The following is a 7,698-nucleotide window of genomic DNA, read 5'->3' as shown; positions in this document are numbered from 1 at the left end:
CCGCCACACCCGCCGCCGCCTGCGTATGCGCGATATTCGACTTCACCGACCCCAGCCACAACGGCCGATCCACCGGCCGGTCCTGCCCATACGTCGCCAGCAACGCCTGCGCCTCAATCGGATCCCCCAGCGTCGTCCCCGTGCCATGCGCCTCCACCGCATCGACATCCCCGGCCTCCAGGCGCGCACTGGCAAGCGCCGCCCGGATCACCCGCTGCTGCGACGGCCCATTCGGCGCCGTAAGCCCACTACTGGCCCCGTCCTGATTCACCGCACTGCCACGCACCACCGCCAGCACCTCATGCCCGTTCCGCCGGGCATCCGACAACCGCTCCAGGAGCAGGGCACCCGCACCTTCGGCGAATCCGAATCCGTCCGCCTGCGCCGAGAACGCCTTGCACCGGCCGTCCCACGCCAGGGCGCGCTGGCGGCTGAACTCGGTGAGTTCCTGAGGACCGGCCATCACGGTCACGCCGGCGGCGAGCGCCATCGAGCATTCGCCGGCGCGCAGTGCCTGGCCGGCGAGGTGCAGCGCCACCAGCGACGACGAACACGCCGTGTCCACCGTCACCGCCGGCCCCTCAAGACCGAACGTGTACGAGACGCGGCCCGAGATGACGCTGCCCGCGCCACCGGTGGCGGCGTAGCCTTCGACGCCCTCGGGGGCCTGGCTGAGGTTGGCCGTGTAGTCCGAGCCCATGGCGCCCGCGAACACTCCCACCTGGCCGCCGCGCAGCGACTCGGGGGCGATACCGGCGCGTTCAAACGCCTCCCAGGAGGTCTCCAGCAGCAGCCGCTGCTGCGGGTCCATCGCCAGCGCCTCACGCGGCGAAATCCCGAACAGCTCCGCGTCGAAGTCACCGGCGTCGTAGACGAACGCACCCTGACGTACGTAGCTCTTGCCGCGTGCGTCCGGATCCGGGTCGTACAGGGAGGCCAGGTCCCAGCCCCGGTCGACGGGCAGGCCGCCGACGGCGTCGCGTTCGTCGGCGACGAGGCGCCACAGCGCCTCGGGGGAGTCGGCGCCGCCAGGGAAACGACAGGCCATTCCGATGATCGCGAGGGGTTCGTCCATTGCCACGGCGGTGCGCGTCGGGGCGCCCGCGGCGGTGTGCTCGGTGCCGGCCACTTGGGTCAGCAGGTGGTGTGCCAGGTCCAGCGGCGTCGGATGGTCGAAGACCAGCGTGGCGGGCAGGCTCAGCCCGGTGGCGTTGTTGAGCTGGTTGCGCAGCTGGATCGCGGTCAGGGAGTCGAATCCCTGGTCGAGGAAGCCGCGTCGCAGATCCACGACGTTGGTCTTGGCGTGCCCGAGTACGGCAACGGCGAGGTCCCGGACGAGGTCGAGTACCACGCTTTCCTGTTCCGGCGTGGAGAGTCCGGCGAGGCGTCGGGCCAGTGCCGAGGTGGTGGTACCTGTTCGGGCGGCGGTTGCGGTCCGGCGTACCGGAGTACGGACCAGGCCGCGCAGCAGTGGTGGCAGGGCCTGTGTCCTGGCCCGGTTCCGCAGCACGCCCCAGTCCATGCCGAGGGGCACGAGCAGCGCCCGGTCCGGCACGCGCGCCGCGGCGTCGAACAGGGCGAGCCCCTCCTCGTTCGTCAGGGCCGTCGCTCCGGTGGCGGTGACGAGTGCGTGCCCTCCCTCCTCGACCGGCTCGGCGAGGTGCTCGCTCATACCGCTTTCCCCGGCCCACAGTCCCCAGGCCAGCGACACCCCTGGCAGCCCTTGGGCTCGGCGGTGCTGCGCGAGGGCGTCCAGGAAGGTGTTGGCGGCGGCGTAGTTCCCCTGGCCCGGGTTGCCGAAGACACCGGCCGCCGAGGAGAAGAGCACGAACGCCTTGAGGTCGAGGTCCCGGGTCGCCTCGTGCAGGTTCACCGCCGCGTCGACCTTGGGCCGCATGACGGTGTCGAGCTGGTCCCCGGACAGCGCCGGGATCGTACGGTCGTCCAGCAGTCCGGCCGCGTGCACGACGGCGGTCAACGGGTGCTGCTCCGGAACCGTAGCCAGGAGCTGGTCGACCGCATCCCGGTCGGCCGTGTCACAGGCGACGATGGACACGTGCGCCCCGCAGTTCTCCAGCTCGGCGCGCAGTTCGCGGGCTCCCGGAGCCGCCGTCCCGCGGCGGCTGGTCAGCAGCAGGTGCCGCACTCCCCGTTCCCGCGCCAGGTGGCAAGCGAGCAGACGGCCGAGCAGGCCCGTACCGCCGGTGATCAGCACCGTGCCATCCGGGTCCCAGAGCCACTCGTCCGTGCTGTCGCCGCGCTCGCTGCGCCCCGGCTCGTCGGTCGCGTCGGCGCCCGTCGCATTGGGATGGGCGCCGGAGCGGACCAGGCGTGGTCTGAGGACCGTACTGCCCCGTACGGCCACCTGGGGTTCGTCGACCGCAAGCACGGAGGGCAGGGCTGCTTCCCAGTCGGTGGCGTCGTCGACGTCGACCAGCACGAAACGGCCGGGATTCTCCGTCTGGGCGGAGCGCACCAGACCCCAGACGGCGGCATGGGACAGATCGGCCGCCGACTCGTCCGGGCCCGCGACGACGGCGCCCCGTGTCACCACGATCAGCTTGGACCGGGCCGCCGCCTCATCCGCCAGCCACTCCTGGATCGCGCACAGCACCTCGCCGGTGACCTCGTGTACCACCTCGGCGAGTTCTCCACCCCTGATCGGAGTGCAAGGCAGGACCACGTGCTCCGGATACGAGTCCACATCTGAGCCCGATCCCGAGCCCGAGGCCAAATCCGAGCCCGCGCCCGAATCCGAGTCCATCGCCGGGTCGGTGCAGCCCAGTACCGCCCACCTGGGGGCGGCGGACGCCTCGACCTCGGCGGCGGCGACCCAGTCCACGCCGAAGAGCGCCGACTGCTCCACGGCACTGGCCTGCCGCAGCCGCTCGGTCGCCAGGGGCCGGGTGATCAGCGCGTCGACGGAGGCCACCGGCAGGCCGGCCGAGTCCGCCACGCGTAGCGACACGGCCCCGTCCGTACCGGCCGGGGTCAGCTGGACGCGTACATGCGAGGCGCCTCCTGCGAACAGGGTCACGCCATGCCACACGAACGGCAGCCGAACCTCGTCCCCGCTGTGCTGCCGCGTCAAGCCGGCGTGAAGGCAGGCGTCCAGCAGCGCCGGGTGGATACCGAATCCTGCCGTCCCGGTAGCCTCGCCCTCCGGCAGGCTCACCTCGGCGAAGATGTCCTCTCCGCGCCGCCAGGCCGCCCGCAGCCCCCGGAACACCGGCCCGTACCCGTATCCGGACGCGGCCAGGCCGTCGTAGAGGTCGTCCAGCGACACGGGCTCGGCGTTCGCCGGCGGCCACTCGGCCAGGTCGAACGCCTCAGCCGTACGCGCCTCGGCGGTACCCTCCTCGGCGAGTACGCCATCGGCGTGCCGGACCCACTCGTCGCCGGGGGCGTCCACGCGCTGCGAGTGGACGCTCACCGATCGCCTGCCGTTCTCCCACTCCGGTCCGACGCGGACCTGGACCCGGACGCCACTGTCCTCCGGAACGACGAGCGGGGACTCGAGGGTGAGTTCTTCCAGGCGTGGGCAGCCGGCCTCGTCCCCGGCCCGGATGGCGAGCTCCGCGAAGCCCGTGCCGGGCAGCAGCACCGCCCCGGCCACCGCGTGATCGGCCAGCCAGGGGTGCGTACGCAGGGAGATCCGGCCGGTCAGCACCACGCCCTGGTCGTCTGCCAGCCGTACGGTCGCGCCGAGTACGGGGTGTTCCGCCGGGGCAAGTCCCAGGGCGTCCGGGTCGCCCATGGGCGAACCCGTGTCCGCCAGCCAGTAGCGCTGCCGCTGGAAGGCGTACGTCGGCAGCTTCACCTGGCGTCCGCCGGGCAGCAGGGCGGGCCAGTTCACGTCGATCCCGCGCGTGAATACTTCGGCCACCGACGTCAGCAGTCGGTGCAGCCCGCCCTCCTGACGCCGCAGCGATCCGGTCGCCACCGCCTCGATGCCGGCGTCCTCGGCGGTGGCCTGTGTGCCCGGCACCAGTACCGGATGAGCACTGCACTCCACGAAGAAGCGGTAGCCGTCCTCCAGCATGGCGCGCACCGCGCCCTCGTAGTTCACCGGCTCACGGGCATTGTGGAACCAGTAGTCGGCGCCCAGCTCCGTGGTGTCCAGCACCCCGCCGGTCACGGTCGAGTAGAACGGCACCTGTGATGCGCGGGGCTCGATGTCCGCGAACAGCTCCAGGATGCGGTCACGCAGCGGATCCACCTGCGCGCAGTGCGAGGCCACCGTCGACCCCACGATCCTGGCCCGCACCTCGTCGGCAGCGCACTCCGCGACGAACTCCTCCAGTGCCGCCTCGTCGCCGGCGACCGTGGCCGCACCGGGACCGTTGCGCCCGGCGACGACGAGCCGGCCGTCCCACCGCGCGAGCTGTTCCTCCACGGCGTCGGCCGACAGGGCCACCGACGCCACCGCTCCGTGGCCCACCAGTTCCTCGGCGAACAGCTTGCTGCGCAGTACCACCACCCGCGCCGCGTCCTCGAGCGACAGCGCTCCGGCCACGTGGGCCGCCGCGATCTCCCCCTGTGAGTGCCCCACCACCGCGGCGGGCTCCACCCCGGCCGCGCGCCACACCGCCGCCAGCGACACGTTCACCGCGAACAGCACCGGCTGGAGCACCTCGATGCGCTCCACCGCCGGCGCGCCCTCCAGCCCGCGCACGACATCGGTCACCGACCAGCCCACCAAGGGCGCGACGGCGGCGTCACACTGGGCGAACGCCTCGGCGAACACCGGTGAGGAGTCCAGCAGTTCCACGGCCATGCCGGCCCACTGCGAGCCCTGGCCCGGAAGGACGAACACCACGCGGCCGCGTACGTCGGCCGCAGCCGAAACCACCGACGCCGAGGGCGCGCCGGACGACACGGCACGGAGCCCCGCGAGCAGCTCGTTCCGGTCCCCGTCGACGCCGAGCACCACTGCCCGGTGGTGCAGGACCGACCGGGTCGTGGCCAGCGACCAGCCCACATCCACCGGATCCAGGTCCGGGCGTGCCTCCGCGTACTCGGCCAGCCGTCCCGCCTGCGCCGCCAGCGCCTCGGCGCTGCTTCCCGATACCACCCAGGGCACTACGGCACCGGGGGCACGGTCCGGCCGGCTGTCGGCGCCGCTGTGGCTGTCGGCGCCGGCTCCGGTCTGCGGGGCTTCCTCGACGATCACGTGCGCGTTGGTCCCGCTGATGCCGAACGACGACACCCCCGCCCGACGCGGCCGGTCCCCCGTCCGCGGCCACTCCCGGGCCTCGGTCAGCAACTCCACCGCACCCGCCGACCAGTCCACATGCGGCGACGCCTCCTCCGCATGCAACGTCCGCGGCAACACCCCCTGCCGCAACGCCAACACCATCTTGATCACACCCGCCACACCCGCCGCCGCCTGCGTATGCGCGATATTCGACTTCACCGACCCCAGCCACAACGGCCGATCCACCGGCCGTCCTTGGCCATAGGTCGCCAGCAACGCCTGCGCCTCAATCGGATCCCCCAGCGTCGTCCCCGTGCCATGCGCCTCCACCGCGTCCACGTCCCCGGCCTCCAGGCGCGCACTGGCAAGCGCAGCCCGGATCACCCGCTGCTGCGACGGCCCATTCGGCGCCGTAAGCCCATTGCTCGCCCCGTCCTGGTTCACCGCACTGCCGCGGATCACCGCCAGCACCTCGTGCCCGTTCCGCCGGGCATCCGAGAGCCGTTCGAGGACGAGGACTCCGACGCCCTCGCCCCAGCCCGTGCCATCCGCTGCCGCGGAGAAGGCCTTCGACCGGCCGTCGGGAGCGAGCCCCCGCTGACGGCTCATCTCGATGAGTGCCCTCGGGGTCGCCACCACCTGGACACCGCCCGCGAGTGCCATCGAGCACTCACCGGCGCGCAGTGCCTGGCCGGCGAGGTGGAGCGCCACCAGCGACGACGAACACGCCGTGTCCACCGTCACCGCCGGCCCCTCGAGACCGAAGGTGTAGGCGATACGGCCGGAGATCACACTGCCGGCGCTCCCCGTGGCAAAGAAGCCCTCCAGTTCCTCCGGTACGGCCATGGTGGCCATGTAGTCCGACCCCATGGCCCCCGCGAACACGCCGACCTGGCTCCCGCGCAGCGACTCGGGGGCGATGCCCGCGCTCTCGAAGGCCTCCCAGGATGTCTCCATCAGCAGCCGCTGCTGCGGGTCCATCGCCAGTGCCTCACGCGGCGGGATGCCGAACAGCTCCGCGTCGAACCCGGCGGCGTCCCGCAGGAACCCTCCCGCCCTTGTGTAGTTCTTGCCGGGCGCGTTCGGGTCCGGGTCGTAGAAGTCGTCCGGGTCCCATCCACGGTCGCTCGGCAGGGGTGTGGTCGCGTCCAGGCCGTCCCGCAGGAGCTGCCAGAGTCCTTCGGGTGAGTCGACTCCGCCCGGGAAGCGGCAGGCCATCCCGACGATAGCCAGCGGCTCGTCGGCCGGCGCCGCGGCTGTCGCGGCCGCGGTGAGGTCCGCACCCTGCTCGGCGGGGACGAGCTGCGCACGCAGCTGCCCGGCGAGGGCGGAGGCGTTCGGGTGGTCGAAGACCAAAGAGGCGGAGAGCCGCAGCCCGGTGGCACTACTGAGCCGGTTGCGCAACTCCACTGCCATGAGCGAGTCGAAGCCCAGCGACCGGAACGCCTGGCCCGCGTCGAAACTCTCCGGTGTCTCGTGTCCGAGGACGGCCGCGGTGTGGGCGCGTACCACGTCCAGAAGGAGGCGTTCCTGCTCCGCTCCGGAAAGCGCGGCCAGGCGCTGGGCGAGGTCGGTTCCCTGCCCAGCGGCGATCCGGGCCGTCCCGGTCGCATCGGTCGTATGGGGCGCGCTGTTCGCATCGGCTGTCCGGCGTGCCGGAAGACGGACCAGGTTGCGCAGCAGCGGCGGCATGGTGCCCGTCCCGGCCTGGGCGCGCAGCACTCCCATGTCCATCTCGATGGGCACCAGCAGGGCCCGGTCCGTGCGGACGGCCCGGTCGAACAGGGCGAGCCCCTGGTCGTCGGAGATCGGCGCCGTACCGGTACGGGAGAGCCGGGTACGGGATGTCTGTTCCAGGAGGCCGGCCCCGCCGGCCATGCCTTCGGCCTTGGCCCACAGCCCCCAGGCGAGCGATACACCCGGCAGCCCCTCGGCCCGCCGGTGCTGCGCGAGGGCGTCGAGGAAGGTGTTGGCGGCGGCGTAGTTCGCCTGGCCCGCGTTGCCGAAGACACCGGCGGCGGAGGAGAAGAGGATGAAGTCGGTCAGGTCGAGGCCGTGGGTCGCTTCGTGCAGGTTGACGGCGGCGTCCACCTTGGCCCGCAGTACGGTGTCCAGCCGCTCCGGCGTCAAGGCCGCGACCGTACCGTCGTCCAACAGCCCCGCCGCATGCACCACCGCACGCAGCGGATACTCCGCCGGCACCCCGGCCACCAGAGCGTCCACCGCCCGACGGTCAGCCACATCGCAGGCCACCACGGACACCGACGCCGCCCCCACCCCGAGCAGCTCCGCCTCCAACTCCCGCGCACCAGGAGCATCAAGGCCTCGACGACTGGCCAGGAGCAGATGGCGCACCCCGTACTTCTCCACCAGATGACATCGCGGCGGAGCCGCATGTGTCACAGCCCCGCGCCCCTAACAAGGGCGTGCCTCAGCGGGCCTGTGTGACCTTGTGCACCTTTTGTGTGGTACGTCTCTCGGTCCCGCATACTGATACGAAC

At 72.1% G+C, this 7,698-nt stretch carries 1 pseudogene; it reads right to left on the bottom strand.

Going from position 1 to position 7,698, the window contains the following annotated elements:
- Positions 1–7,573, bottom strand: a pseudogene (locus tag G6048_RS45595) (SDR family NAD(P)-dependent oxidoreductase); the annotation flags it as partial.
- Positions 7,574–7,698 lie beyond the last annotated feature (125 nt).

This window comes from Streptomyces ureilyticus (genome assembly GCF_011045025.1).
Taxonomy (GTDB): Bacteria; Actinomycetota; Actinomycetes; order Streptomycetales; family Streptomycetaceae; genus Streptomyces; species Streptomyces ureilyticus.
The sequence above is the reverse complement of the archived record's forward strand: the minus strand, read 5'-3'. Positions and strand labels throughout refer to the sequence as shown.